Annotated in this window: 24 protein-coding genes; 8 read left to right on the top strand and 16 right to left on the bottom strand. The window is 75.8% G+C overall.

What is annotated here, in order from left to right:
* Positions 1-118: 118 nt before the first annotated feature.
* Positions 119-481: a chorismate mutase gene (gene aroH, locus ACI8AK_RS21730; RefSeq protein ID WP_456902392.1), complete on the bottom strand. Its 363-nt coding sequence runs from the start codon at positions 479-481 to the stop codon at positions 119-121.
* Positions 482-819: 338 nt separating this feature from the next.
* On the opposite strand from aroH, the gene ACI8AK_RS21735 reads away from it, so the two are divergent.
* The 3 genes from ACI8AK_RS21735 (at position 820) to ACI8AK_RS21745 (ending at position 2,946) form a co-directional block, all read left to right on the top strand.
* Entirely contained in the window at positions 820-2,223 is a 1,404-nt protein-coding gene (locus ACI8AK_RS21735; protein WP_387988067.1) for an FAD-binding oxidoreductase, read from the top strand.
* Positions 2,224-2,356: 133 nt separating this feature from the next.
* Positions 2,357-2,695 carry a hypothetical protein gene (locus tag ACI8AK_RS21740; protein WP_387988066.1) on the top strand — a complete coding sequence of 113 codons (339 nt, stop codon included), beginning with the start codon at positions 2,357-2,359 and terminating at the stop codon, positions 2,693-2,695.
* A complete protein-coding gene (locus ACI8AK_RS21745) occupies positions 2,692-2,946 on the top strand; it encodes a hypothetical protein (protein WP_387988065.1) in 255 nt (84 codons plus the stop codon). Before ACI8AK_RS21740 ends, ACI8AK_RS21745 begins: the two co-directional genes overlap by 4 nt.
* A gap of 15 nt (positions 2,947-2,961) precedes the next feature.
* Here ACI8AK_RS21745 and ACI8AK_RS21750 read toward each other — a convergent pair whose 3' ends face one another.
* The 4 genes from ACI8AK_RS21750 to xylA are packed head-to-tail and all read right to left on the bottom strand — an operon-like array spanning position 2,962 to position 7,607.
* On the bottom strand, positions 2,962-3,879 hold the full coding sequence (locus ACI8AK_RS21750; protein ID WP_387988064.1) for an aldose 1-epimerase family protein: 918 nt from the start codon (positions 3,877-3,879) through the stop codon (positions 2,962-2,964).
* Positions 3,876-4,964, bottom strand: coding sequence for an ABC transporter ATP-binding protein (locus tag ACI8AK_RS21755; RefSeq protein ID WP_387988063.1), 1,089 nt, complete (start codon positions 4,962-4,964; stop codon positions 3,876-3,878). The genes ACI8AK_RS21750 and ACI8AK_RS21755 overlap by 4 nt, the downstream gene beginning before the upstream one ends.
* A gap of 49 nt (positions 4,965-5,013) precedes the next feature.
* The gene (gene xylB / locus ACI8AK_RS21760; RefSeq protein WP_387988062.1) at positions 5,014-6,423 is read right to left on the bottom strand and encodes a xylulokinase; all 1,410 of its coding nucleotides are present in this window, start codon (positions 6,421-6,423) and stop codon (positions 5,014-5,016) included.
* Positions 6,423-7,607: a xylose isomerase gene (gene xylA / locus ACI8AK_RS21765; RefSeq protein WP_456957977.1), complete on the bottom strand. Its 1,185-nt coding sequence runs from the start codon at positions 7,605-7,607 to the stop codon at positions 6,423-6,425. The genes xylB and xylA overlap by 1 nt, the downstream gene beginning before the upstream one ends.
* A 125-nt stretch (positions 7,608-7,732) precedes the next feature.
* Here xylA and ACI8AK_RS21770 point away from each other — a divergent pair, with 125 nt between their 5' ends.
* Positions 7,733-8,941 (top strand): ROK family protein, encoded by a 1,209-nt coding sequence (locus ACI8AK_RS21770; RefSeq protein ID WP_456957979.1) that lies wholly within the window; start codon positions 7,733-7,735, stop codon positions 8,939-8,941.
* A gap of 1 nt (position 8,942) precedes the next feature.
* On the opposite strand, the gene ACI8AK_RS21775 is transcribed toward ACI8AK_RS21770, so the two are convergent.
* Genes ACI8AK_RS21775 through ACI8AK_RS21785 form a run of 3 tightly spaced genes read right to left on the bottom strand, consistent with a single transcriptional unit; the run spans position 8,943 to position 11,997 of the window.
* Complete coding sequence (locus ACI8AK_RS21775; RefSeq protein WP_387988059.1) at positions 8,943-9,827, bottom strand: carbohydrate ABC transporter permease; 885 nt, start codon at positions 9,825-9,827, stop codon at positions 8,943-8,945.
* Positions 9,824-10,762 (bottom strand): carbohydrate ABC transporter permease, encoded by a 939-nt coding sequence (locus tag ACI8AK_RS21780; protein WP_387988058.1) that lies wholly within the window; start codon positions 10,760-10,762, stop codon positions 9,824-9,826. Before ACI8AK_RS21780 ends, ACI8AK_RS21775 begins: the two co-directional genes overlap by 4 nt.
* 50 nt (positions 10,763-10,812) lie before the next feature.
* Positions 10,813-11,997 carry an extracellular solute-binding protein gene (locus ACI8AK_RS21785; RefSeq protein WP_387988057.1) on the bottom strand — a complete coding sequence of 395 codons (1,185 nt, stop codon included), beginning with the start codon at positions 11,995-11,997 and terminating at the stop codon, positions 10,813-10,815.
* A gap of 455 nt (positions 11,998-12,452) precedes the next feature.
* On the opposite strand from ACI8AK_RS21785, the gene ACI8AK_RS21790 reads away from it, so the two are divergent.
* Entirely contained in the window at positions 12,453-13,460 is a 1,008-nt protein-coding gene (locus tag ACI8AK_RS21790) for a LacI family DNA-binding transcriptional regulator (RefSeq protein WP_456957981.1), read from the top strand.
* 69 nt (positions 13,461-13,529) lie between these two features.
* Entirely contained in the window at positions 13,530-15,875 is a 2,346-nt protein-coding gene (locus ACI8AK_RS21795) for a beta-xylosidase/alpha-l-arabinosidase (protein ID WP_456957983.1), read from the top strand.
* 45 nt (positions 15,876-15,920) lie between these two features.
* Here the strand turns inward: ACI8AK_RS21795 and ACI8AK_RS21800 are convergent, their stop codons facing one another.
* The 7 genes from ACI8AK_RS21800 to ald form a co-directional block, all read right to left on the bottom strand.
* Positions 15,921-16,787 (bottom strand): pseudouridine synthase, encoded by an 867-nt coding sequence (locus ACI8AK_RS21800; RefSeq protein WP_387988054.1) that lies wholly within the window; start codon positions 16,785-16,787, stop codon positions 15,921-15,923.
* Between the two features lie 54 nt (positions 16,788-16,841).
* Entirely contained in the window at positions 16,842-17,690 is an 849-nt protein-coding gene (gene scpB, locus ACI8AK_RS21805; RefSeq protein WP_456902383.1) for an SMC-Scp complex subunit ScpB, read from the bottom strand.
* Positions 17,687-18,532, bottom strand: a complete 846-nt coding sequence (locus tag ACI8AK_RS21810; RefSeq protein WP_456957985.1) for a segregation and condensation protein A — start codon at positions 18,530-18,532, stop codon at positions 17,687-17,689. Before ACI8AK_RS21810 ends, scpB begins: the two co-directional genes overlap by 4 nt.
* A gap of 82 nt (positions 18,533-18,614) precedes the next feature.
* The gene (locus ACI8AK_RS21815) at positions 18,615-19,109 is read right to left on the bottom strand and encodes a hypothetical protein (protein WP_387988051.1); all 495 of its coding nucleotides are present in this window, start codon (positions 19,107-19,109) and stop codon (positions 18,615-18,617) included.
* The gene (locus tag ACI8AK_RS21820; protein ID WP_456902382.1) at positions 19,106-20,011 is read right to left on the bottom strand and encodes a ParA family protein; all 906 of its coding nucleotides are present in this window, start codon (positions 20,009-20,011) and stop codon (positions 19,106-19,108) included. The genes ACI8AK_RS21815 and ACI8AK_RS21820 overlap by 4 nt, the downstream gene beginning before the upstream one ends.
* A gap of 199 nt (positions 20,012-20,210) precedes the next feature.
* On the bottom strand, positions 20,211-21,128 hold the full coding sequence (locus ACI8AK_RS21825) for a site-specific tyrosine recombinase XerD (RefSeq protein WP_387988050.1): 918 nt from the start codon (positions 21,126-21,128) through the stop codon (positions 20,211-20,213).
* 116 nt (positions 21,129-21,244) lie between these two features.
* Positions 21,245-22,360 carry an alanine dehydrogenase gene (gene ald, locus ACI8AK_RS21830; protein WP_456902380.1) on the bottom strand — a complete coding sequence of 372 codons (1,116 nt, stop codon included), beginning with the start codon at positions 22,358-22,360 and terminating at the stop codon, positions 21,245-21,247.
* Positions 22,361-22,540: 180 nt separating this feature from the next.
* Between ald and ACI8AK_RS21835 the strand changes: the two genes are divergently transcribed.
* Both ACI8AK_RS21835 and ACI8AK_RS21840 read left to right on the top strand, forming a co-directional pair.
* The gene (locus ACI8AK_RS21835) at positions 22,541-23,194 is read left to right on the top strand and encodes a hypothetical protein (RefSeq protein WP_456957987.1); all 654 of its coding nucleotides are present in this window, start codon (positions 22,541-22,543) and stop codon (positions 23,192-23,194) included.
* A gap of 102 nt (positions 23,195-23,296) precedes the next feature.
* On the top strand, positions 23,297-23,914 hold the full coding sequence (locus ACI8AK_RS21840) for a hypothetical protein (RefSeq protein WP_456957989.1): 618 nt from the start codon (positions 23,297-23,299) through the stop codon (positions 23,912-23,914).
* Between the two features lie 58 nt (positions 23,915-23,972).
* On the opposite strand, the gene ACI8AK_RS21845 is transcribed toward ACI8AK_RS21840, so the two are convergent.
* On the bottom strand, positions 23,973-24,572 hold the full coding sequence (locus ACI8AK_RS21845; protein WP_387988046.1) for an NUDIX domain-containing protein: 600 nt from the start codon (positions 24,570-24,572) through the stop codon (positions 23,973-23,975).

Consider the following 24,572-nt stretch of genomic DNA (forward strand, 5'->3'; position numbering starts at 1 on the left):
GTCTCCGCTCGCTGACGCTCGCTCACTGCGCTGTCGCTCCGCGCAGTGGTCTCCGCTCGCTGACGCTCGCTCACTGCGCTGTCGCTCCGCGCAGTGGTCTCCGCTCGCTGACGCTCGCTCACTGCGCGATGTCCCGTCGCAGCGCCACGGCACCCCGCAGGTACACGTGCTGGATGTCCCCGCGCGGCCGCTCGGTCTCCACGTGCGCCATGAGCCGCAGCACCCGCGGCAGCGCGTGCGGCACGCCGATCTCGGTGGCGCACATCAGCGGCACGTCGCCCATCCCGAGCTCGCGCGCGGCCAGCGCCGGGAACTCCGAGACCAGGTCCGGGGTCGCGGTGAACAGGATGCTGATGATGTCGTCGTGGTGGAGGCCGTTGCGCTCGACCACGGTGCTCACCAGCTCCCGGGTGGCCTCGAGGACCTGTTCGCGCTCGTCGGCGTCCACCTGTGTCGCGCCCCGGATGGCCCGTACGGCCACGTGCACCCTCCTCGTTCGGTCCCGGCTCCCGGATCAGGGGTGCCCGGTCGAGTCTAGGTACCCCGCGCCACCTCCCGGTCGCCGGTGACCGCACCCGACGTCGCCCGGGGCGCCGCGGCCCGCTCGGCTCCTCCGGGAGCCGGTGATGACGGCGACCCCGGAGAGGACCGGCGGTGGCCGCGCGGCGACGGGCGGGGAGGGCACGCCGCCCCGGACGGTGCCCCTCCCGGGGCGCTCCTCCAGGGCCCCGGACGGCGGCGCACGGGACTAGGGTCGCCGCCGCGACCGGCGCGTGCTCAGCCCGCGGCGCGTGCGACTCGAGTCCTCGAGGAGCAGCCATGACCCAGGCACTGACGACACTGGCCGACCGGGTGACCGGGCAGGTGATCCGGCCCGGGGACGCGGGGTACGACGAGGCCCGGCGGGTGTGGAACGGGGCGATCGACGCGCACCCCGCAGCGGTCGTCCGCTGCGCGACCGCCGACGACGTCGTCGCCGTCGTCCGGCTCGCGCAGGACCAGCGGATGGAGCTCGCCGTCCGCGGCGGCGGCCACGGCGTGGCCGGGTTCGGGACGCGGGACGGCGCGATCGTGGCGGACCTGTCCCCGATGCAGCACGTCGACGTCGACGACGCGGCGGCCACCGCCCGGGCCGGGGGCGGCACGACCTGGGGACGGCTCAACGACGTCACCGCGGCCCACGGCACGGCCACGCCCGGCGGGATCATCTCGACCACGGGGATCGGGGGCCTCACGCTCGGCGGCGGGATCGGCTACCTGAACCGCGCGCACGGGCTCACCTGCGACAACCTGCTCTCCGCCCGCGTGGTCACCGCCGCCGGCGAGCAGCTCACCGCCAGCGAGGACGAGCACCCGGACCTGTTCTGGGCGCTGCGCGGCGGCGGCGGCAACTTCGGCGTCGTCACCGAGTTCACGTACCGGCTGCACGCCATCCCGGAGAACGTCCTGGTCGGCCTGCAGTTCTTCGAGCTCACCGACGGACCGGCGGTGTTCGCGCACTTCCGGGACACGATCTCCGCCGCACCGCGCGAGTACGGCGGCTACCCCGCCATGCACCTGGCGCCCCCGCTGCCGTTCATCCCGGAGGACCGCGTCGGCGAGCCCTTCGCGGTCGTCGTCTCCTGCTGGACGGGGGACCCGGCCGACGGCGAGCGGTTCCTCGCCGGGATCCGCGGTGTCGCGCCGCCGGCCGCGGAGATGGTGGCCCCGATGCCCTACCCGGCCGTCAACGCGCTGTTCGACCCGCTGCTCCCACCGGGCACGCGGAGCTACTGGAAGAACGCCTTCGTCACCGAGCTGCCCGACGAGGCGATCGCGGTGCACGTCGAGCACGGGGCCCGCCTGCCGGTGGTCACCGGGACGATGCACCTGTACACGCTCGACGGCGCGCCGCGGGAGGTGGCGAGCGACGCGACCGCCTTCGGGCACCGGGACGCCCGCTACGTGGCCAACATCGCCGGCATGTGGGCCGACCCCGCGGACGACGAGCGCATGATCCGCTGGGTCCGCGACTACTTCGCCGCGCTGCGGCCGTACACCGAGCCGGGGGGCTACACCAACTTCGCCTCGGCGGACGACGCGCCCCGCGCGGCCGAGGACCTCGGCGCGAACCACGCCCGGCTGACCGAGGTCAAGCGCCGCTACGACCCGGACAACCTGTTCCACCTCAACCAGAACGTCCCGCCGAGCCCGGTGCCGCCGCCGCGTCCGCGCACTGCCTGACCCCGCCGCCCGGCCCGCCCCCACCGCGGACCGTGACGGGCCGCGCCCCTTGCGTGTCGGCCCACGGCGGACACGCCTGCCCCAGGGACCTAGGGCCCTGGGACGTTTCGGACGGATTCGTCACGGTCGGGGGGTGAGTCGAGAAGAGGCCCACCGTCGCACCCGTCCCTGCCGACGGCGCGTCCCCTCGGGAGCGCCCGCGACCCAGCGGGCACCCGAGGCCGGGGCCCGCCCGCTGCCCCCGCTGTCCACCGCGCGCACCGACCGGACCACCGGCGTCATCAGCGTCCGCGGCCGGCTCGACCGGATCGGCGCCGAGGCGCTGTGCCGGACCGTGACCGGGCTCCGGGGGCTGGGCCACCGGCAGGTCGTCGTGCGACTCGACGCGGCCACCGTCGCCGACGACGCCCGGGCGCTGCTCGCCGACCTCGCCCGCCGGATGCCCGCCGGCGAGCGCCTCGTCCTCCGGTGAGCGCGGACACGCGGCGCCGCGAGCACTGGACGATGGGCGCGGACGCGGTGCGCCCCCTCGAGTGCGGCGGGGAGTCGCTGGACCTGCCGATGGGCCGCCTGCACGCGGTGGGCGGCGACGGTCTGCTGGTCGGCCGGTCGGTGTGCCTGGCCCCGGTGACGCTGCTCGACCCGGCGGTGTGGTGCTGGCCCGAGGACCGGGACGACGCCGGCGACCCGCTGTGCTGGATCTGCCTCGCGCTGACGGCCTGACCCGCGCCCCGGCGGTCAGAGCGGGCGGATGCCCCAGGTGCCGGTCGTGGACTCCCCCGGCGCCAGCCGCCGCACCGCCTCGCCGGAGCGGAACGCGTCCGGCGGGCAGGTCATCGGCTCGACGGCGAGCCCGTGCCGGCGGCGCGACGGCGGCTCGACGACGTCGCCGGTGAACACCTGCAGGTGCCCGTAGGAGGCGTCCATCCAGACGACTGCGCCGCTGCCGTCCGGGCGGACCAGCCGCACCTCGGCGAGGCCGTCGGCGTCGCGGGCGAGGTCGGTGAAGCAGTCGTCGACCACCAGGTCGCCGACCCGCCGTCCGGCGCGCAGGTCGAACGGCGTCCCCTCCACCGGCTCGCGGCCGACCGGCAGCAGCCGGTCGTCGGTCAGCAGCCGGGTGGCCGCGGGGAGGGTGAGGGTGCAGTCGTCGACCCGCAGCCCCGGGCCGGCGGCGAGGTAGGGGTGGTGGCCCTCGCCGTAGGGCAGGTCGGTGCCGCCCTCGTTGGTGGCGGTGGTGGTCACCCGCAGGCCGTCGTCGGTGAGCTCCCACGCCACCTGCAGCCGCAGGGTGAACGGGTAGCCCGGCTGCGGGTGCAGCACGTACCCGAGGACCACCCGGTCCTCGGCCCGGTCGAGCACGCGCCAGGGCACGTGCCGCACCAGGCCGTGGATCGCCGTCCCCCGCTCCGGCTCGGTCACCGGGGTGACGTGCCGGACGCCGTCCCAGGACCAGACGCCGTCGCGCAGCCGGTTGGGCCAGGGCGCGAGCACGTGCCCGCGCACGTCCGCGGCCATCTCGGCCACGTCGTAGCCGTCGACGACGTCGCGGCCGCCGGCCCGGTAGGTGCGCAGGCCGCCGCCGACCTCGACGACGACGGCCTCGGCGTCCCCGCGGCGGAGGACGTGCTGCTCGCCGGTGGGCGGGAGGCTCACCCGAGCCGCTCGCCGTCGACGGTGGAGAACAGGTGCACGTGCCCGGCGCGCGGCGTGACGTGCACCCGGTCGCCCTTGAGCGGCGGGCGGCGCCCGTCGACCCGGACGGTGACGGTGTGCCGGGTCCCGTCGAGGTCCGCCCCGTCCAGGAGGGCATGGCCGTACACGTAGGCGTCCGCGCCGAGCTCCTCGACGACGTCGACCTCCACCGGGATGCCGTGCTCGCCGACCTCGAGGTCCTCGGGCCGGACGCCGAGCACCACCCGGTCGGCGGCCGCCCGGCCGAGCACCTCGCGCTCGACGGGGTGGACGGTGTCGCCGAACCGGACGCCGCCGTCGGCCACCGGCAGCTCGACGAGGTTCATCGCCGGGGAGCCGATGAAGCCCGCGACGAAGACGTTGCGCGGCCGGTCGTAGAGCTCGCGCGGCTTGCCCGCCTGCATGAGCAGGCCGTCCTTGAGCACCGCCACGCGGTCGCCCATGGTCATCGCCTCGGTCTGGTCGTGGGTGACGTAGACCGTGGTGATCCCCAGGCGCCGCTGCAGCTGGGCGATCTGGGTGCGGGTCTGCACGCGCAGCTTCGCGTCGAGGTTGGACAGCGGCTCGTCCATGAGGAAGACCTGCGGCTTGCGGACGATCGCCCGGCCCATGGCCACCCGCTGGCGCTGGCCGCCGGACAGCGCGCGCGGCTTGCGGTCCAGGTACTGCTCGAGGTCGAGCAGCTTGGCCGCCTCGCGCACCCGCTCGCCGATCTCGGCCTTGCCGATCTTGGCCATCTTGAGCGCGAAGCCCATGTTGTCGGCCACGGTCATGTGCGGGTAGAGCGCGTAGTTCTGGAAGACCATCGCGATGTCGCGGGCCTTGGCCGGCAGGTCGGTGACGTCGCGGTCGCCGATGAGGATGCGGCCGGAGTCGACGTCCTCGAGGCCGGCGAGCATCCGCAGCGACGTGGACTTGCCGCAGCCGGACGGGCCGACCAGGACGAGGAACTCGCCGTCCTCGACCTGCAGGTCCAGCGCGTCGACGGCCGGCCGGTCCGCCCCGGCGTAGATCCGGGTCGCGGAGTCGTAGGTGACGGTGGCCATGGGGGTGCTCCTCGGGGGTACGGCGACGGTGCCGGTGGTTCGGGGTGGATCAGATCCGGTTCGCGGTGAGGTCGCGGACCTCGGCGTAGCGCTCGCGGACGGCGGGGGTCGGGTCGGCCTCGTGCACCTCGGTGCCCGGCCGCGGCCACTCGGGTGCGGCGGCCGCGCCGGACAGCACCCAGGCGGCCTGGCGGGCGGCGCCGTCGGCCACGTACTCCCCCGGCGGCGGCACGAGCACCGGCACGCCGAGGACGGCGGGGGCGATCCGGCGGACCGCCTCCGAGCGGGCGCCGCCGCCGACGAGGAACACCCGCCGCACCTCCGCGCCGGTGGCGCGGACGGCGTCGAGGCCGTCGGCGAGGCCGCACAGCAACCCCTCCACGGCGGCGCGGGCGAGCGAGGCCGGGGTGGAGGTGGCCAGGGTCAGGCCGTGCAGCGCGCCGGTCGAGTCGGGGCGGTCCGGCGTCCGCTCGCCCTCCAGGTAGGGCACGAGGACCAGGCCGCCGGCGCCGGCCGGGGCCGACAGCGCCAGCCGGGACAGCTCGGCGTGGTCGACGCCCAGCAGCCGCGCCGTGGCGTCGAGGACGCGGGCGGCGTTGAGCGTGGCCACCAGCGGCAGGTAGTTGCCGGTGGCGTCGGCGAACCCGGCGACGGCGCCGCTGGGGTCGGCGGCCGGGGTCGTGGAGACGATCGAGACGACGCCGGAGGTGCCGATCGAGCAGACGACGTCGCCGGGCTCGGCCGCCAGGCCCAGCGCCGCGGCGGCGTTGTCGCCGGTGCCCGGGCCGAGCACGGCGCCGGTGGTGCCCGCCCACGCCACCGTCCCGGCCGCCTCGGCCGGGCCGAGGACCCGCGGCAGCACCGGGGTGCTGCCGAAGGCGCGCTCCAGCAGGTCGGGCCGGTACTCCCCCGTCGCGGCCGACCAGTAGCCGGTGCCGCTGGCGTCGCCGCGGTCGGTGACCAGCGCGCCCAGACCCGGCTGCCCGGCGAGCACCCAGGTGAGCCAGTCGTGCGGCAGGCAGACCGCGGCGGTGCGCTCGGCGTTGGCCGGCTCGTGCTCGGCCAGCCAGCGCAGCTTGGTGACGGTGAACGACGCCACCGGCACCAGGCCGACGGCGTCGGCCCACGCCTGCGGGCCGCCGAGCTCACGGGTGAGGTCGGCGGCCGCGCCGGCGGAGCGGGTGTCGTTCCAGAGCAGGGCGTCGCGCACGACCCGGCCGTCACCGTCGAGGCAGACCATGCCGTGCTGCTGGCCGCCGACGGCGACGGCGGCGACGTCGTCGAGCCCGCCGGCCTGCGCCACCGCCTGCTCCAGCGCGGCCGCCCAGGCCGCGGGGGCCACCTCGGTGCCCTCGGGGTGCGGCGCCCGGCCCTCGCGCACGAGGGCACCGGACGCCGCGTCCCGGACGACGACCTTGCAGGCCTGGGTCGAGGTGTCGACCCCCGCGACCAGGGCCATCAGCGGGCGCCGAGCAGGTGCTCGAGGGCCAGCTGCGACAGGCGGACCTGACCGCCGCGGCGGGCGCCGGCGGCCGCGGCGTCGAAGTCCTCGAACGCCGAGCGGTCGGCCAGCAGCTGCTCGTAGGTCTCGCCGTCGCCGAGGGTCGGCTGGGCGAGCTCGGGCACGGCGGCGTCGGCGAGGGCCTCCTGCACCTCCGGGTCGGCGCGGAACGCGGCGGCCCGCTCCTTGAGCAGCAGGTAGGTGCGCATGTTGGCGGCGGCCGACTCCCAGACGCCCTTGCCGTCCTCGGTGCGCAGCGGCTTGTAGTCGAAGTGGCGGGGGCCCTCGTAGCGGGCGCCGCCGGACGGGAAGCCGTTCTCCAGCAGGTCGACGGTGGCGAAGGCGGAGAGCAGGTCGCCGTGACCGAAGACGAGGTCCTGGTCGTAGCGCGGGCCCTTCTGCCCGTTGAGGTCGATGTGGAAGAGCTTGCCCTGCCACAGCGCCTGGGCGATGCCGTGCGTGTAGTTCAGGCCGGCCATCTGCTCGTGCCCGACCTCGGGGTTCACGCCCACCAGGTCGGCGTGCTCGAGGGTGTTGATGAAGGCGATGGCGTGGCCGATGGTCGGCAGGAAGATGTCGCCGCGGGGCTCGTTGGGCTTGGGCTCCAGGGCGAAGCGCAGGCCGTAGCCGCGGTCCTCGGAGTACTGGGCCAGGGTGTCGATGCCCTCGCGGTAGCGGTCGAGCGCGGCCTTGAGGTCCTTGGCGCTGTCGACCTCGGCGCCCTCGCGGCCGCCCCACAGCACGTAGGTCTGCGCGCCGAGCTCGGCGGCGAGGTCCATGTTGCGCATGACCTTGCGCATCGCGAACCGGCGGACGCCGCGGTCGTTGGCGGTGAGCCCGCCCTCCTTGAACACCGGGTGGGTGAACAGGTTGGTGGTCACCATCGGCACGACCAGGCCGGTGTCGGCCAGCGCCTTCGTGAACGCGTCGATCCGCTGGGTGCGGGCGGCGTCGTCGCTGCCGAAGGGGATCAGGTCGTCGTCGTGGAAGGTGACGCCGTAGGCGCCGAGCTCGGCGAGCTTGTGGACGCTCTCGACCGGGTCCAGCTCGGGCCGGGTGGCCTCGCCGAACGGGTCGCGCGCCGTCCAGCCGACCGTCCAGAGGCCGAACGAGAACCTGTCCTCACGGGTGGGCTGCGTCATGGGGTTCCTCCCGGGAACTCGACGGGGAGGCCGTGCGGGGATGCGCACAGGCCGGTGGCCGGCGGAGCGGCGCTGATTTTGTTTCGGACTAGAACATAATGCACGTCACAGCTAACCTCAACCCCGTGTCCGAGTCCGTGACGAGCCCCGAGACGGTTCGCGCGCGGCCCTCGACCCCCCGGCCGGCGAACCTCGCGCTGGTGCTGCGGACGGTGTGCTCCGCCACCACCCCACCCTCGCGCGCCGACGTCGCGGCGGCCACCGGGATGACCCGGGCGACCGCCGCCCGGCTGGCCGACGACCTTGTGGCCGGCGGCCTGCTCGACGAGGTCGAGGCCGCGCCGTCGGGCCGCCGCGGCCGCCCGGCCACGCCGCTGGCCCCCGGCGCGCGGGTCGTGGCCCTCGGCCTGCAGGCCGACGCCGGCCTGCTCGCCGGCCGGGTGCTGGACCTGCGCGGCCGGGTGGTGGGCGAGCGGGTCGAGCCCGGCGACTTCCGCGGCAGCGACCCCGGCCCCACCCTCGCCCGGCTCGGCCGGCTCGCCGCCGGCCTGCTCGACGGGCTGCCCGACGGCGCCCGGGTCGCCGGCGCCGGCCTCGCGCTGCCCGGCATCGTCGACGTCGACGCCGGCGTGCTGCTGCGCGCGCCCAACCTCGGCTGGTCCGACCTGCGCCCGGCCGAGCTGCTCGGCCCGCCGCTGCCCGCGGAGCTGGTCCTGGGCAACGAGGCCGACCTGGCCGCGCGCACGGTCGCCGAGACCGCGCCCGGCCGGCCGGGGCCGCACCGGGACTTCGTCTACCTGTCCGGGCAGATCGGCGTCGGCGGCGCGACCGTCATGGACGGCCGGGTGGTGAGCGGCAGCTCCGGCTGGGCCGGCGAGATGGGCCACGTGTGCGTCGACCCCGCGGGGCCGGCCTGCCGCTGCGGGTCCACCGGCTGCCTGGAGCAGTACGCCGGCCGCGACGCGCTGCTGGCCGCCGCCGGGCTGCCCCGCGACACCGGCCCCGGCGAGCTGGCCCGCCGCGCCGCCGACGGCGACCCCGCGGCCCGCGCGGCCGTCGACGGCGCCGCCCGGGCGCTGGGCGTGGCGCTGGCCGGCGTGCTCAACGTGCTCGACGTGCCGACCGTCGTGCTCGGCGGCCACCTCGGCGAGCTGGCCGCACAGCTGTGCCCGGCACTCGAGGAGACGCTGGGCCGGCGGGTGCTGTCGGCCCGCTGGCGCCGGCCGCGGGTGGAGGCCGCGCTCGCCGCCCCGGCCGCCGGGGCGACCGGGGCGGCGCTGCGCGCGCTGGCCGGCGTGGTCGCCGACCCCGCGCGCTGGCTGCGACCGCACTGAGCTACTTGCCGAAGCCGGCGGTGAGGCCGCTGAGCAGGTACCGGCGGCCGACCAGGTAGAGCACGAAGATCGGCACCACCGACAGGGTCACGGCCGCGAGCAGTCCGGGCACGTTGGTGCCGAACTGGCCCTGGAAGTCCCACAGGCCCAGGGTGAGCACCCGGTTGTCCTCGGACTGGGTGAGCACCAGCGGGAACAGGAAGCCGTTCCAGGCGGTGAGCGAGGTGAACACCGACACCGTGGTGATCGCCGGCTTGGCCAGCGGCAGCACCAGGTGGCGCAGCACGGCGAACGGACCGGCGCCGTCGAGGGTCTGCGCCTCGTACAGCTCGCCGGGGATGTCGCGCAGGCTGTTGACCATCACCAGCAGCGCCACCGGCATGGCGAAGGCCGCCGTCGGCAGGATGATCGCCAGCAGGGTGTCGTACAGGCGCATCTGCGTGATCATCAGGTACACGGGGATGATCGCCGCCTGCGCCGGGATGGCCAGGCCGACGAGCATGAGCGAGAAGCCGCGCTGCACGAACCGGCCGGCGTTGCGGGCCACCGCGTAGGCCGCCGGCAGGGTCAGCCCGACGACGATCGCCACCGTCGCGATCGTCACGACGACCGTGTTGAGCAGGTAGGTCGTGAACCCGCCCTCGAAGACGGTCCGGTAGTTGTCCAGCGTCGGGTTCGACGGCGGGACCAGCGGGTTGTCCGACAGGTAGTCCTGCCGGGTCCGCAGGCTCCCCGAGACCAGGTAGTACAGCGGGACGGCGACCAGCACCAGCCAGACCAGGGACAGGACGCCGGCCAGGACGTTGGGGCGCTCCCGGCGGCCCCGGCGGCGCGGGCGGGCGGGCGCGGGGGCCGCGCCGGTGGTGGGCAGCGCGGTGGCGGTCACAGGCCCTCCTGCTGGCTCTGCATGGCCCGGAAGCCGGTGATGCGGGTGACGAAGAGGGACAGGCCGGCGCCGAGCACCAGCAGCAGCACCGCGATCGCGCTGGCGTAGCCGAACTCGAAGCCGCTGAAGCCGGTGATGTACATGTACAGCGGCGCGATGCGGGTCGTCGTCCCGGGACCGCCCCCGGTGAGGATGAGGATCGTGTCGAAGGTGGTGAACGAGCCGACCAGCATGAGCACGCTGGAGGTGATCACCGTGTACTTCAGCAGCGGCAGCGTGATCGTGAAGAACTGGCGGAAGCGGCCGGCTCCGTCGATGGTGGCCGCCTCGTAGAGGCTGTGCGGGATCTGCCGCGCCGCGCCTTGGTAGAGCAGCGTGTGGAACGGGACGTACTGCCAGGAGACGACCCAGACCACGGTGTAGATGACGATCTCGGTGTCGCCGAGGAAGTTGAACCGGTCGAGGAACGGCAGCGCCTGGGTGACCCCGAAGTTCGGGTCGAGCACCGAGGCCCACAGCAGCGCGATGGCCGCCGTCGACAGGAGCAGGGGCAGGAAGAACAGCGAGCTGAGCACGGCGCGGTTGCGCTGCCGCCCGGCCGCCCAGACCCCGATCAGGAGAGCGATCGGGGTCTGGACGGCCCAGGAGGCCACCATGAACAGCAGGGTGAGCAGCAGGGCGTCGCGCGCCTCGCCGTCGGCGACCAGGCGCTCCCAGTTCGCCGCCCCGGACGGCTGCGGGAACCCGAAGCCGTCCCAGTCGGTGAAGCTGAGGTAGACGACCAGGAGCATCGGCAGGACCGCGAAGAACCCGAAGAAGGCCAGTGCGGGTGCCAGGTACCAGCCCGAGGGACGCTCCCGCGTCCCGGTGGACCGCCCCCGCGGCGCCGGCGGCGCCGGGTTCTCCGCGGGAGTCACGAGGGTGCTTCCTGCCATGCCGGTTCCCCTGCCGTGTGGTGGAGCGGTGGTGCGGTGGTGTCGGACCGTCAGGCCGCGGACATCGCGGCGACGAAGCCCTCGGGGGTCTGCTCACCGAGGAAGAGGCGCTGCAGCTCGGTCAGCATCTCCGTGGACTGCTCGGCGGGCAGGTCCTGGTCCCAGGACAGCTGGAAGTTCGGCGCGCCCTCGACCAGGTCGTAGATCCAGGTCGTGTAGTCGGCGTTGTCCCCGGCCTCCAGCTGCTCGCGGACGCCGGTCACCGCCGGCACGTCGCCGGCCGCCACCAGGTCCTCGACGTACTGCTCGTCGTTGAGCGCGGTCGACACGTACTCCAGCGCGGTGTCCTTCTGGTCGGAGTCCGCGGCCACCGAGTAGAAGTTGGTCGGGTTGCCGACGACGTTGGCCGGGTCACCGGCGCCGCCCTCGACGGCCGGGAACGGCGCCCAGCCGAGGTCGCCCGCCTCGACGAACTCGGGGCTCTGGCCGAGCTGGTTGACGTACTCCCACGACCCCATGAGGTGGAAGCCGGCGTCGCCCTGGGCGAGGATCGTCGACGCGCCGCCGACGTCGTAGCCGACGGAGGCGAAGTCGTCGCCGAAGGCGCCGCGGTCGACCAGGTCGGTGACCATCTGCAGGGACTGCAGGACGGCCGGGTTCTCCCACGCGCCGTCCTCGCCGTCGCGGATGGCCTGGAAGACCTCCGGGCCGCCGACGCGGTCGAGCAGGTACTCGATCCACATCAGCTCGGTCCAGGACTGCGAGCCGGCCAGCGCGATCGGGGTGACCCCGCTGGCCTTGAGGGCGTCGACGGCGGCCAGCAGCTGGTCCCAGGTCTGCGGGACCTGGACGCCGGCGGCGTCGAGGACCTGCTTGTTGTAGAAGAGCGCGACCGGCTGCACGCCGCGCATCGGGATCCCGTAGTACTTGCCGTCGAGCTGGGCGGCCTCGAGGACGCTCGGGATGAACGAGTCGCGGAGCTCGGTGTCCTCCTCCAGCAGCGGGGTGAGGTCCTCCACCGCGCCGGCGTCGACGTACTCCTTGAGGTTGCCGCCGCCCCAGTTGAAGAAGACGTCGGGGGCCTCGGGCGAGCCCAGGGCCACGCGCAGCCGCTGCTTGTACGGGTCGTTGCCGAACGTCGTCAGCTCGGCGTCACCCGCCTCACTGGTCTCGTTGAACCGGGAGACCGAGGACTCCTCGATCGGGTTCAGGACGGTGTCCTGCAGGGCCCACACCTGCGCGGTGTCGCCGCCGCCACCGCCTCCGCCGGGGCCGGAGGAGCCGCAGGCGGCCAGGCTCGTTGCGAGGAGGAGCGCGCCGGCAGACGCGGCTCCGCGGGTCAGACGCCGGGATGACATCCCATCGCCGCCTTTCTGTTTCGACGTTGAAAACCGAAAGTTTCGGAGTGGTGCGAGAACGTAAGCCACGTCACCGGCGCTGTCAACGCGCCCGCCACAGACGCGCCGCAGGCGATCTTCCCGCCCTCCAGGGGCGTCCCGACGCACGCGCGGACTGACCAGCGGGGATGAGCGGGGCTGGCGGTTTCGGAGATGTTTCGATAGCGTTCCCGCTCACATTCGTCCGGCACCGCCGCCGGGGCCCTCCTCCGGCCCACCCCGGGACGCCAGGCTGGACGGCACCCCGGCGGGCACACCGGCCGCCGGCGACCGGCGACCCAGGAGGACCCCGCGTGTCCGAGCAGACGGCAGGCCGCCCGACCCTGGCGAGCATCGCCGCGGCGGCAGGCGTGTCGCTGCCCACCGTGTCGAAGGTCGTCAACGGCAAGACCGACGTCGCCCCCGCCACCCGCCAGCGGGTGCTGGCCCTCCTCGACCAGTACGACTACGTGCCGGTCGCCCGCCGCGCGGTCCCCGAGCCGGAGAGCCCGCTGGTCGACGTCGTGTTCACCGCGCTGGACAGCCCCTGGGCGGTCGAGCTGCTGCGCGGCGTCACCGAGAGCGGCCTGGAGATCGTCGTCGACTCGCTCGCGGCGCGGCCGCAGGACGGCGACTGGGTCCGCTCGCTGATCGCCGGGGGCCGCCGCGGCGCCATCGTCGTCACCTCGCGGATCACCGCCGCCGACCAGCGCCGGCTGGGCCGCTCCCACCTCCCGGTCGTCGTCATCGACCCGGTCGACATGCCCGGGCCCGACGTGCCCAGCGTCGGGGCCACCAACTGGTCCGGGGGCATGGCCGCGACCGAGCACCTGGTCGAGCTGGGGCACCGGCGGATCGCGGTCATCGGCGGTCCCGAGGACTACCTGTGCAGCCGGGCGCGCATCGACGGCTACCGCGCCGCGCTCGACCGCGCCGGCATCCCGGCCGACCCGGCGCTGGTGCGCCACGGCAACTTCCACCACGACGGCGGCTACGAGCGGGCCCGCGAGCTGCTCGAGCTGCCCGACCCGCCGACGGCGGTCTTCGCCGGGAGCGACGAGCAGGCCTTCGGCGTCCTCGAGGCCGCCCGCCAGGCGGGCCTGTCGGTGCCGGGGGACCTGTCCGTCGTCGGCTTCGACGACCTGCCGATGGCCCGCTGGTCCTCCCCTCCCCTGACCACCGTGCGCCAGCCGCTGGCCGACATGGGCCGGATGGCCGGGCGCATGCTGCTCGACCTGGTCAGCGGCCGGGAGCTGACCAGCCAGCGGGTGGAGCTGGCCACCTCGCTCGTCCCGCGCGCCTCCACGGCCCGCCGTCCCTGACCCCGTCCCCGCACACCGGCCGGGCGGCCCGCGCCGTCCGGCTCCTCCCCGCACGTCTGGAGCCGCCCCGTGACCGACCGATCCCTGCTCGACGCACCCGCCACCGGCGACTGGCGGGACCCGTCCCGGCCGCTGGACGTGCGGGTGCGCGAGCTGATGGCCCAGATGACCCTCGAGGAGAAGGTCGCCCAGCTCTACGGCGTGTGGACGACGATCGGCGAGGGTGAGGACGTCGCCCCCAACCAGCACGAGTTCTCCGAGCCGCTCCCGCCGTGGGAGGAGCTCACCCGGCCCGGCCTCGGGCAGCTGACCCGCGTGTTCGGCACCGTGCCGGTCGAGCCGCTCACCGGCGCCCGCGTCCTGGCCAGCACCCAGCGCGGCATCGTCGAGGGCTCGCGGCTGGGCATCCCGGCCGTCGCGCACGAGGAGTGCCTGACCGGGCTCGCCGCCTGGCAGGCGACCGTGTTCCCGACGCCGCTGGCCTGGGGTGCCTCCTTCGACCCCGCGACCGTGCACGCGATGGCGGCCGGCATCGGCGGGCTCATGCGCCGCATCGGCGTGCACCAGGGGCTCGCGCCGGTCCTCGACGTGACCGTCGACGCCCGCTGGGGCCGCACCGAGGAGACGATCGGCGAGGACCCGTACCTCGTCGCCGCGCTGGGCACCGCCTACGTCCGCGGCCTGGAGGACACCGGCGTCGTCGCCACCCTCAAGCACTTCGCCGGCTACTCCGCCTCGGGCGCGGGGCGCAACCACGCCCCGGTGCGGCTGGGCCCGCGCGAGTTCGCCGACCTGCTGCTGCCGCCGTTCGAGACGGCGCTGCGCGAGGGCGGCGCCCGCTCGGTGATGCACTCCTACGCCGCCGTCGACGGCGTCCCGCCCGCCGCCGACCCGGCGCTGCTCACCGACCTGCTGCGCGGGACCCTCGGCTTCGACGGCGTCGTGGTCGCCGACTACTTCGGCGTCTCGTTCCTGGAGACCACCCAGCACGTCGCCGGCTCCCCCGGCGAGGCCGCCGCGCAGGCGCTGGCCGCCGGTGTCGACGTCGAGCTGCCGACGGTCCGCTGCTACGGCGCGCCGCTGCTGGAGCGGGTGCGGTCGGGCGAGGTGCCCGAGGCGCTGGTCGACCGCGCGGTGGAGCGGGTGCTGCGGCAGAAGGGCGAGCTCGGCCTGCTCGACGCCGGCTGGGACCCCGAGCCGGAGGCGCTGCGCAGCGGCGAGCCGCTGGACTTCGACCCGCCGCACCTGCGCGAGATTGCCCGCGTGCTCGCCGAGCGGTCGGTGGTGCTGCTGGACAACCCCGGCGGCTCCCTGCCGCTGGCGGCGCCGCGGCGGATCGCCGTCGTCGGCCCGTGCGCGGACTCCGTGCTGTCCCTCATGGGCTGCTACGCCTTCCCCAACCACGTCGGCCCGCAGCACCCCGACGTGCCGGTGGGCCTGGAGGTGCCCACGCTGCTCGACGCCGTCCGCGCCGAGTTCACCGGCGCCGAGGTCACCACCGCCCCGGGCTGCCCGGTGCAGGAGCCCGACCGCAGCGGCTTCGACGCCGCCGTGGCCGCGGCCCGCGACGCCGACGTGTGCGTGGCCGTGGTCGGCGACAGCTCGGGCCTGTTCGGCCGCGGCACCTCCGGCGAGGGCTGCGACGCCGCCGACCTGCGGCTGCCGGGCGTGCAGGGCGAGCTGCTCGACGCGCTGCTGGAGTCGGGCACCCCGGTCGTCGTCGTGCTGCTCACCGGCCGGCCCTACGCCCTCGGCGACGTCGCCGGCCGGGCCGCGGCCGTCGTGCAGGCGTTCTTCCCCGGCGAGGAGGGCGCCGGCGCGGTCGCGGGCGTGCTCAGCGGCCGGGTCAACCCCTCGGGCCGGCTGCCGGTGTCGGTGCCGCGCGGGCCGGGCGGGTCGCCGGCCACCTACCTGGCGCCCACCCTCGGCCGCGCCGGCGGGATCAGCTCGGCCGACCCGACGCCGCTGTTCCCGTTCGGCCACGGGCTGGGCTACACGACCGCCGACTGGTCCGACCTCGCGGTGTCCGGCGAGGAGTGGGCCACCGACGGCGAGCTGACCGTCTCCTGCACGGTCCGCAACACCGGCGCCCGCGCGGGTGCGGAGGTGGTGCAGCTGTACCTGTCCGACCCGGTGGCCAGCGTGGTGCAGCCGCTGCGCCGGCTGGTCGGCTTCGCCCGGGTGGAGCTCGACGCCGGCGCCGCGGCGCGGGTGACGTTCCGCCTGCACGCCGACCGGGCGTCGTTCACCGGGCGGGACCTGCGCCGCGTGGTCGAGGCCGGGGAGGTGCAGCTCGCCGTCGGCGCCTCGAGCGAGGACCTGCGGCTGCGGGCGACGGTGCGGCTCACCGGGCCGGACCGGGTCGTCGGGCCGGACCGGGTGCTGTCCACCCCGGTCGAGGTCACCGCGCTCTGACCGCCCGCGGCCCGTCCCCCGCCCCGGGGGGCGGGCCGCGGCCGGCTAGAGGCCGACGAGCTCCTCGAGCGCGCCGACCTCCTGGCGGGTGAGCCGGCGGATCGAGCCGCTGCGCATCCGCTGCAGCGAGATCGGCCCGATCGCGGTGCGGGTCAGCCGGGACACCGGCAGGTCCACCGCGGCCAGCAGCCGCCGGACGATGTGCTTGCGCCCCTCGTGCAGCACGACCTCGACGACCGACTGGCCGGCGTGGGTGTCCACGACGTGGAAGGCGTCCACCTTCACCGGGCCGTCGTCGAGCTCGATCCCGGCGCGCAGCCGGCGGTGCAGGTCGCGCGGGATCGACCCGGACACCTGCGCCAGGTAGGTCTTCCTCACCTCGTAGGAGGGGTGCGCCAGCCGGTGCGCCAGCTCGCCGTCGTTGGTGACCAGCAGCAGGCCCTCGGTGTCCTGGTCGAGCCGGCCGACGTGCACCAGCCCGGGCGCGAGGTCGCCGATCATGTCGCCGACGGTGGGCCGGTCCCGGTCGTCGCTCATCGCGGTGATGACGCCCGCCGGCTTGTTCAGCGCGTAGGTGACCCGGTCGTCGCGCAGCTCGATCCGCCGGCCGTCGACGGCGATCTTGTCGGTGTGCGGGTCGACCCGCATGCCCTGCACGGTGACGACGCGGCCGTTCACGCTGATCCGGCCGCGGTCGATCATCTCCTCGCAGACGCGGCGGGAGCCGACGCCGGCGCGGGCGAGCACCTTCTGCAGCCGCTCCCCCTCGCGCTCCTCCGGCGCGGCGGACGGCTCGCGGTCGCCGGGGTGGGCCGGGGCGAGCTCCATGTCCTCCGACCAGCCCTCACCGCCGGGTGTGCCGGGGGTCTCGTCCGGGTCGGTGTACTCGTCGCTGTGCGGTGCGGTGTCCATGTCGCGCCCAGTCTCCCACCCCCGCGGCGGGAGCCGGTCGGTGCGGGAGGACGCTCACCGGTCCGGGTCCTCCTCCCGGGCCAGCGCGGTGGGGTCGGGCAGCAACGGCGCCAGCGGCGGGAGCTCGTCGAGGCCGGTGAGCCCGAGCCGCTCGAGGAACAGCGGCGTCGTGCCGTAGAGGCCGCCGCCGCTGTCGGGGTCGGTGCCGACCTCGGCGACCAGGCCGCGGGCGAGCAGGGTGCGCATGACGCCGTCGACGCCGACCCCGCGGATCGCCGACACCCGCGCGCGGGTCACCGGCTGCCGGTAGGCGATGACGGCGAGGGTCTCCAGCGCCGCCTGGGTCAGCCGGGTCCGCTGCCCCTCCGCGAGGTGCCGCTCGACGACGGGGGCGAACTCCTCGCGGGTGTAGAACCGCCAGCCCTCCCCCACCCGGCGCAGCGTGATGCCGGACCGGCGCGCGTCGTGGTCGGCGGCGAGGTCGGCCAGCGCGGTGCGCACCCGGGCGACCGGGCAGCGGAGCGCGCCGGCCAGCGTCGCCTCGTCGACCGGCCCGTCGGCCACGAACAGCAGCGCCTCCAGCCCGCCGCGCAGCTCCGCCGGGTCGAGCGCCACCTCCGGCTCCGGCTCGGGTGCCGGCGCCGGCTCCGGCATCCCCGGGAGGACCAGCGGCTCCTCGGGGACCGGCGGGACGTCGTCGTGACCCGGCGCCGGCCGCTCGGCGACGCGGGCGGCGAGCTCCGCGGCGACGGCGTCCCACACCGCGGGGTCGGCCGCGTCGGGGCGGTCGGGGTCCCGCTCGCGGGTGGCCTCGAGCTCGGCGGCCAGGGTCTCCCAGGAGATCGGGCCCCGCCCCTCCACCCCCCGCCCGTCCGGCTCCTGCTCCTCCGGCCGGTCGCTCACGGCAGGTCCTCCGTCGCGACGTCGTCGGCGGGGTCCTCCGCGGCCGGGTCGGCGGGACCGGAGGGCACCGGGCCGGTCCACCGCACGTGCAGCTCCCCCAGCGGCGCCAGCTGGGTGAAGGTGACCCGCTGCTGGCGGTAGAGCTCCAGCAGCGCGAGGAAGCGGGCCACGACCTCCAGGGTCGAGCCGCACTCGGCGGTCAGCGCGCGGAAGGTGAGCGTCCCGGCACCGATGAGCGCGGTGCGCACGGCGAGCAGCTGCTCGGCCACGCTCACCGGCGGCGCGTGCAGGTGCGAGACGCCGACGGTCGGCGGCTCCCTCGGCGTGAGCGCCTTCGCGGCGAGCGCGGCGAACCGCTCGGGGGTGACGCCGAGCAGCACCTCGGGCAGCAGCTCGGCGAACCGCGGCTCCAGCGGCGCCTCGCGGGGGTACCGGCCGGCGGCGACGGTCTCGCGCTCGCGGAGGAACGCGGCGGCCTGCTTGTAGGCGCGGTACTGCAGCAGCCGGGCGAACAGCAGGTCGCGGGCCTCGAGCAGCTCGAGGTCCTCCTCGTCCTCGATCTCGGCGGCGGGCAGCAGCCGCGCGGCCTTGAGGTCCAGCAGGGTGGAGGCGACGACGAGGAACTCGCTGGCCTGGTCGAGGTCGAGCTCGTCGCCGAGCGCCCGCAGGTGGGCGATGAACTCGTCGGTGACCACCGACAGGGCGATCTCGGTGACGTCGAGCTGGTGCTTGCCGATCAGCTGCAGCAGCAGGTCGAACGGGCCCTCGAAGTTGGTGAGCCGCACGGTGAAGCGCGCCGGCTCCGCCGGGCGCTTCGCCACCGCCTGCACCTCACCGCTCACGGGGAGCAAGCGTATGCGCCCTGGCCTCCGTGCAGGGGCCCGCCGCGAGCGGGTGCGCGGCGGGGGGCACGGGGCGCCTCTGTCAGCCGCGCAGGCGGCGGACGAGCACCGAGTCCTCGCCCTGCTCCTCGAGGTCGGCGAGCAGCACCGCGATCGCCTCGCGCACGATGCGGCCGCGGTCGGCGGCCACGCCGTGCTGGGCGCGCAGCGTGAGCCGGGCGCTCTCCAGCGCCAGCAGCTCCTCGGCGGAGAGGTAGACGGTGATCTTCTCGTCGTGCCGGGTGCGGCCGTTGCCCGCCGCCCGGGCGGGCTTGCCCCGGGTGCGGGCGCCGGGGGCGGGAGCCGGCGCCGGCGCGCGGAAGGCGGCCAGCGCGTCGGCCGGCGCGCCGCCGGGGACCAGCGTGAGCGGGGCGGGCGACTCGTCGTCGGGGGCCGTCTCCGCCGCGCGGCGGGAACCCCGCAGCGCCGGGGAGCTGACCGCCGAGCTCACGCTCGGCAGCTCGGTGACCTCCGCCTGCGGCACGTCGGTGCGGCGGAACAGCTCGGCCGCGCCGGGGAGGACGGGGCGACGCGTCACAGGGCGATGACCTCCTTGGCCAGGTCGCGGTAGGCGGCCGCACCCGACGAGGTCGGCGCCCAGGTGGTGATCGGTTGGCCGGCGACGGTCGTCTCCGGGAAGCGCACGGTGCGCTGGATGACCGTCTGGAACACGGTGTCGCCGAAGGCCTCGACCACCCGGCTGAACACCTCCCGGCAGTGCACGGTCCGGGTGTCGTACATCGTGGCGAGGATCCCGGAGATCTCCAGCTCGGGGTTGAGCCGCTCGCGCACCTTGTCGATCGTGTCGACCAGCAGCGCCACGCCGCGCAGCGAGAAGAACTCGCACTCCAGCGGGATGACCACGCCGTGCGCCGCGGTCAGGGCGTTGACCGTGAGCAGGCCCAGCGACGGCTGGCAGTCGATGAGGACGTAGTCGTACTCGTCGCGGACGTCGGCCAGCTTGCGCAGCAGCGTCTGCTCGCGGGCGACCTCGCTGACCAGCTGCACCTCGGCGGCGGAGAGGTCGATGTTGCTCGGCACCAGGTCCAGGCCCGGGACGTCGGTGGGCACGCGGACGTCGGCCAGCGTGGTCCGCTGCTCCATGAGGGCGTTGTAGATCGTGCGGTCCAGCTGCTGGGAGGGGACACCCAGGCCGACCGACAGCGCGCCCTGCGGGTCCAGGTCGACCAGCAGCACCTTGCGGCCGTACTCGACCAGCGCGGCACCCAGGTTGATCGTCGACGTCGTCTTGCCGACGCCGCCCTTCTGGTTGCACATCGCGATGACCCGCGCCGGGCCGTGCTGGGTCAGCGGCGGCGGCTCGGGCAGCTTGCGCTGCCGCGCGCGGGCGGGGTCCAGCTTCGAGGCGGCCGCACCCATCTCCCCGCCGTCGGCCGGGAGTGCGAGGGCCTGCCCGGCCACGTCCCCTCGGATCGCCATGAGTGCCACTCCTCCGTGCTCCCCGGCGGAGCCGGCCGCGGTCTCGGCCGGCCCGGTCCGCTCGGGTCCTCCCCGACGGTAGGGAGATCACCACGAACGATCCACGGGACACGCCGGTTGCTGGCGGATGTCGCCCAGGTTCCGGAGTACCGGCGGGTAGCCGTGGGCAGGACCTGCCAGACGGGCGCCCCCGCCCTCGTCAGGACAGGGCCCTCGGGTGGCTGCTGGCGTACACCTCGCGCAGCTTGTCGACGGTGACCAGCGTGTAGACCTGGGTCGTCGTCACCGACGCGTGGCCGAGCAGTTCCTGCACGACGCGGACGTCGGCGCCGCCGTCGAGCAGGTGGGTGGCGAACGAGTGCCGCAGCGTGTGCGGCGAGACGTGGTCGGGGTCCAGCCCGGCCCGCTCGGCCGCCGACCGCAGGATCGCCCAGGCGCTCTGCCGCGACAGCGGCCCGCCGCGGGCGTTGAGGAACAGCCGCCCGCCCCGGACGCCGCCCCTCCCCGCCGCGGCCAACGCCGGGCGGGCGCGCACCAGGTAGTCCTCGACGGCGCGCAACGCGTAGCTGCCCACCGGGACGATCCGCTCCTTGCCGCCCTTGCCGGCCAGCCGCACCACGGCCTGGCCGCGGTCGAGGTCGTCGACGGCGAGGCCGACCGCCTCGGAGATGCGCGCGCCGGTGCCGTAGAGCACCTCGAGCAGCGCCCGGTCCCGCAGCCCGCGCGGGCCCTCCACCGACCCCGCGGCCTCGATCAGCGCCACCACCGCCTCGACCGGGATCGCCTTGGGCAGCCGCCGCGCCGGCGCGGGCGGGCGGACCTCCGCGGCGACGTCGCCGGGCACCAGCCCGTCGAGCAGCGCGAAGCGGTGCAGCCCGCGGACGGCGACGACGGCGCGCGCGGCCGAGGTGGCCGACAGCGGCGGGTGCTCGTCGTCGCCGGCCCGCAGCGCCGCGAGGAACCCGGAGACGTCGCTCTCCGCGACCTCCCCGAGGCCCCGCACCCCGGCGTCGGCGAGGAACCGCGCGTACCGGCGCAGGTCGCGCCGGTAGGAGGCGATGGTGTTGGCGGCCAGGCCGCGCTCGACGGCGAGGTGGTCGAGGTAGCCGCCGACCACGCGCTCGACGTCGGGACCGGCACCCGGCGTCGTCGTCGGGCCCCGTCCCCCGGCCAGGCCCCGCGCGCCGGTCCGCTCCTCGCTCGCCCCCCGCTGCGGCGCTCCCGTCGCTGTCGTCAGGACAGGACCTCCTCCCAGGGCACGGCGGTCATCCCGTGTGCCTCGGCCACCTCGGACAGGGTCACCTGCCCGGCGACGACGTTGACGCCGTGCGCCAGCGCCGGGTCCGCGGCGACGGCCGCCCGCGTCCCCTGCTCGGCCAGGGCCATGACGTAGGGCAGCGTCACGTTGGTGAGCGCGTGCGTGGAGGTGTTCGGGACGGCGCCGGGCATGTTCGCCACGCAGTAGAACACCGACTCGTGCACCCGGAAGGTCGGGTCGTCGTGTGTCGTGGGACGGGAGTCCTCGAAGCACCCGCCCTGGTCGACGGCGATGTCGACGAGCACCGACCCCGGCTTCATCCGGCTGACCAGCTCGTTGCTCACCAGCGTGGGCGCCTTGGCGCCGGGGACCAGCACCGCGCCGATCACCAGGTCGGCGTCGAGGACGGCGCGCTCGACCTCGTAGGCGTTGGAGGTCACCGTCTGCAGGTGGCCGCGGTAGACCCGGTCGGCCGCGCGCAGCTTGTCGACGTCGCGGTCGAGGACGACGACCTCGGCCTGCATGCCCAGGGCGATGGTCGCGGCGTTCATGCCCGACACCCCGGCGCCGATGACGACGACCTTGGCCGCGTAGACGCCCGACACCCCGCCGAGCAGGACCCCGCGGCCGCCGTGCGCGCGCTCGAGGCTGTGCGCGCCGACCTGCGGCGCCATCCGCCCGGCGACCTCGCTCATCGGCGCGAGCAGCGGCAGCGCGCCGCCGGCCGTCTGCACGGTCTCGTAGGCGATCGCGGTGGTGCCGGAGGCGACCAGCGCCTCGGTGCACGCCCGCGAGGCGGCCAGGTGGAGGTAGGTGAACAGCGTCTGCCCGGCGCGCAGCCGCCCGTACTCCTCCTCGACCGGCTCCTTGACCTTGAGCAGCAGGTCGGCGTCGGCCCACACGTCGTCGGCGCTCGCGACGATGCGCGCGCCGGCGGCGGTGTAGTCGGCGTCGGGGATGGAGCTGCCCTCCCCCGCGCCCTGCTCGACGAGCACCGTGTGCCCGGCCCGGGTCAGCTCCGTGACCCCGGCCGGGGTCAACGCCACCCGGTACTCCCTGTTCTTGACCTCGCGGGGCACCCCGACGCGCATGACCACTCCTGGATGTTCGACCGGGCCGAGGTCGTCGGCCCGCGCCTGCCGTCCGCTCCCGGGTGAGGGAGCTCACTCCGGACCCTAGAGCCTGGCCGCTCCCGCGCTGCCGGGACCGCGCGCAGCGCCGACGATGGCGGGGGCCGGAACGCGTCGCCGAACCCCCGGGAGGACCCGCTGATGCGCCTGTACGCCGCCCGACCCGACGCCCGCCTGCGCCAGGTGGCGGCCGACGCCGGACTGCTGGCCTGGGCCGTGCTGTGGGTGCTGGTGGCGCGCGCGGTGCACGGGGCGGTGCTGGCGCTGGCCGCGCCCGGCCGGGCGGTGGAGGACCTCGGGACGTCGGTCGCCGACAGCATGGGCTCGGCCGCCGACGCCGCGCAGGACCTGCCGGTGGTCGGCGACGAGCTGTCCTCCCCGTTCGACGCGCTCGGCGACGCCGCGGGCTCCGTGCGGGGCGCCGGGCAGGCGGCGCAGGACGCCGTCGGCACGCTCGCGCTGCTCCTCGCCGTCGTCCTGGTGGTGCTGCCGGTGGGCTGGCTGCTGCTGCGCTGGCTGCCGTGGCGGCTGCGCTGGGTGCAGGAGGCGACGGCGGTGGAGCGGCTGGCCGGCGGCCCCGACCCGGACCTGCACCTGCTCGCCGCCCGCGCCGTCGCCACCGCCCCGCTCCCCCGGCTGGCCGCGCTGCCGCCCGGGATCGGCGCGGCCTGGCGGGCCGGCGACCCCGCCGCGGTGCGGGCGCTGGCCGCGCTGGAGGCCGGGCGGCTGGGGCTGCGGCTGCCCGTCCCGGACGCGGCGGGCTCCGGCGCCACCGCGCCGCCGCTCTCGGGTTGAGGACGCGGCCACCGGTGCCGATGCCACCTCCCGAGCCGGGAGGTGACCGTGGGACGAGCGAGACGGCGGCGGGGCCCGTCAGCCGGCGGGATCGCCGGGCGGGTGGCCGCCGTGGCGGCGGTGGGGCTGGTCGTGCTGTCGGCACCGGCCACGGACCTCGCCGCGCAGGTGACCGCGTCCTGGGCGCCGTTCCGCGACGCGGGCACCGCCGACGGCCCGCAGCCCGCCCGCGTGGTCGACGCGCCGCAGCCGGTCGCGGCGGCGCCCCCGCCGGTGGTCGACGCCCCGGTGCTCGCGCTGCCGGTGCCGCGCCGGCTGCACGTCGAGGTGCCGAGCCCGCTGGTCCCGCAGGGCCAGCCGCTGCAGACCACGCCGCCGCCCGCGCAGTGCGGCGGCTACGGCAGCCTGCGCCAGGTGCCGCCGGGCGTCGTCCCGGGGGTGGGGTCGGCGACGGTGAGCTGGCAGGCCGACGGCCGGGAGTCGGTGCAGGGCTACCGGGTGACGGCGGTCGGCCAGCAGCTAGTCCCCGGCCCGCAGCCGGCGCCGCCGCAGGTGACCGTCGGGCAGCGCGGCGACTGCGGCGAGGTGACCGCGGGCATCGGCGGGCTGACCAGCGGCGTCCCCTACGTCTTCTGGCTCGAGGAGCTCGTCCTCGACGCCGGCACGCAGGTCACCGAGTACGAGCAGGTCGGCTGGTCCAGCCCCGTCGTCATCGCGTGACGGCCCCCTCGCAGGGTCCCGCCGCGAGCGTGCGAGCCGTGGGGAGCGAGGGAGTTCGTCAGGTGGCGTCGACGGGGCGCAGGCGCGGGCCGGCGGCGCGGTGCTGGGCGGCGGCGAGCAGGCCGATGACGGCGGCGGCGTTGCGGATCCGCCCGTCGAACACCCACTGCACGGCGTCGTCCAGCGGCACCCGCTCGACGGTCATGTCGAGCTCCTCGTGCTCCACGGTGAAGCCCTCGGGCCGGTCGACGTCGGACAGGCCCTCGGCGAGGTAGACCAGCACCAGCTCGTCGCAAAAGCCCGGGGTGCTGAAGCTGGTGGTGAGCAGCGACCACCGCTCGGCGGCCATGCGCACCTCCTCGGCCAGCTCCCGCTTCGCCGTCTCCAGCGGCGGCTCGCCGTCGGCGTCGCGCAGGCCGGCGGGCAGCTCCCACAGGTAGCCGCCGACCGGGTGCCGGTACTGCCGGAGCAGCACGACCTGCCCGTCGTCGCCCAGCGCGACGACGGCGACCGCGCCCGGGTGGCGGACCACCTCGCGCACGCTGTCGCCGCCGCCGGGCATGGCGACGGTGTCCTTGACCAGCGAGATGACCCGCCCCTCGTAGACCGTCTCGCTGTCGAGGACGCGGTAGTCGCCGTCGGCGGCCGGCTCGGTCAC

This window comes from Geodermatophilus sp. SYSU D00867, assembly GCF_054050315.1.

What these genes read in the sequence shown, in the direction of transcription:
- ACI8AK_RS21735 (WP_387988067.1), top strand. Translation starts at nt 820, where the DNA reads ATGACCCAGGCACTGACGACACTGGCCGACCGGGTGACCGGGCAGGTG.
- ACI8AK_RS21755 (WP_387988063.1), bottom strand. Translation starts at nt 4,964, where the DNA reads ATGGCCACCGTCACCTACGACTCCGCGACCCGGATCTACGCCGGGGCG.
- xylB (WP_387988062.1), bottom strand. Translation starts at nt 6,423, where the DNA reads ATGGCCCTGGTCGCGGGGGTCGACACCTCGACCCAGGCCTGCAAGGTC.
- xylA (WP_456957977.1), bottom strand. Translation starts at nt 7,607, where the DNA reads ATGACGCAGCCCACCCGTGAGGACAGGTTCTCGTTCGGCCTCTGGACG.
- ACI8AK_RS21780 (WP_387988058.1), bottom strand. Translation starts at nt 10,762, where the DNA reads ATGGCAGGAAGCACCCTCGTGACTCCCGCGGAGAACCCGGCGCCGCCG.
- ACI8AK_RS21800 (WP_387988054.1), bottom strand. Translation starts at nt 16,787, where the DNA reads ATGGACACCGCACCGCACAGCGACGAGTACACCGACCCGGACGAGACC.
- ACI8AK_RS21820 (WP_456902382.1), bottom strand. Translation starts at nt 20,011, where the DNA reads ATGGCGATCCGAGGGGACGTGGCCGGGCAGGCCCTCGCACTCCCGGCC.
- ald (WP_456902380.1), bottom strand. Translation starts at nt 22,360, where the DNA reads ATGCGCGTCGGGGTGCCCCGCGAGGTCAAGAACAGGGAGTACCGGGTG.
- ACI8AK_RS21835 (WP_456957987.1), top strand. Translation starts at nt 22,541, where the DNA reads ATGCGCCTGTACGCCGCCCGACCCGACGCCCGCCTGCGCCAGGTGGCG.